Origin of the sequence: Nocardiopsis baichengensis YIM 90130 (assembly GCF_000341205.1) — a bacterium.
In the GTDB taxonomy this organism is placed as follows: Bacteria; Actinomycetota; Actinomycetes; order Streptosporangiales; family Streptosporangiaceae; genus Nocardiopsis_A; species Nocardiopsis_A halophila.
Genome location: NZ_ANAS01000061.1, coordinates 1 through 902, shown reverse-complemented (window position 1 = coordinate 902; position 902 = coordinate 1). Strand labels below are relative to the sequence as shown.

The window sequence follows — 902 nt, the reverse complement described above, 5'->3', positions numbered from 1 at the left end:
GAGCCCTTTTCATCCTGCTTCTCGGAGTTGAAGGACGAGTACGGCTCGGGTGATCTGTCCGGCCCGGTGCGGGCAGCACCGCAGCCGGCGTAGGATCTCCCAGTTCTTGAGCTGGGCGAATGCCCGTTCCCCGGGGCTGCGGAGCTTGGCGTGCTCGGAGTTGGCGTCCTTCTTCCACTGCGGCTTGCCCCGGCCCTTGAACGGGCAGAACACCGCCTGCGACAGGCCCACGTACCCCTTGTCGCCCAGGCCGAGCAGGCCCGCGGCCTTGATGCGTTCGGCGATCTTCCACACCCGGGCGGCTCTGGTGTCGTGCACCGATCCCAGCAGCGACCACGACGTCCACAGGGGTTCCCCGTCCGGTGCGGCCACGACCTGGACGTTCATGCCGTGCTGCTTGTGCTTGCCGGAATAGAACGGGCGGTCGGCCGCGACGCGGTCGCAGGCGATCAGTGTGCCGTCGACGATCACATACCCCCACCCTTTGCGGCGTGCGCGGCGTAGCCCCTGTTCGAGGGTGGGTGCTTGCTGGGCGAGCAGGGCCGTGGTCTCGCGCACGTACCGCCAGGCGGTGGTGGTGCCTACCTCGAAACCGGCTGCGACCTGGGTGAACGTTTCGCCTTTGTACAGGTGGACCAGGACCAGCAGGGCCTGCTGTGCGGGGTCCAGGCGCCGCCATCGGGAGCCGGTGTTCCTGCGGTGGGCGCGGATGGTGCGGGCGGCCAGGTTCAGGGTCCGGCGTGACAGGGGCAACGCGGCACGGTAGAACAGCATGTGGAGCCTCTGGTGGGGCAGGTTTTCTTGGTCGTTAACCCGTCTACCAGGGGCTTCTTGCTGTCAGGGGAGGTTTCGGGCAGTCGGTGTGAGCCTGTGACCAGCACCTTCAGGATGAAAAAGGCTCA

1 protein-coding gene is annotated in these 902 nt (G+C 67.0%); it reads right to left on the bottom strand.

What is annotated here, in order from left to right; translation table 11 throughout:
* Nucleotides 1-9: 9 nt before the first annotated feature.
* A complete protein-coding gene (locus tag C892_RS0128240) occupies nucleotides 10-774 on the bottom strand; it encodes an IS5/IS1182 family transposase (protein ID WP_017559957.1) in 765 nt (254 codons plus the stop codon).
* Nucleotides 775-902: the final 128 nt, after the last annotated feature.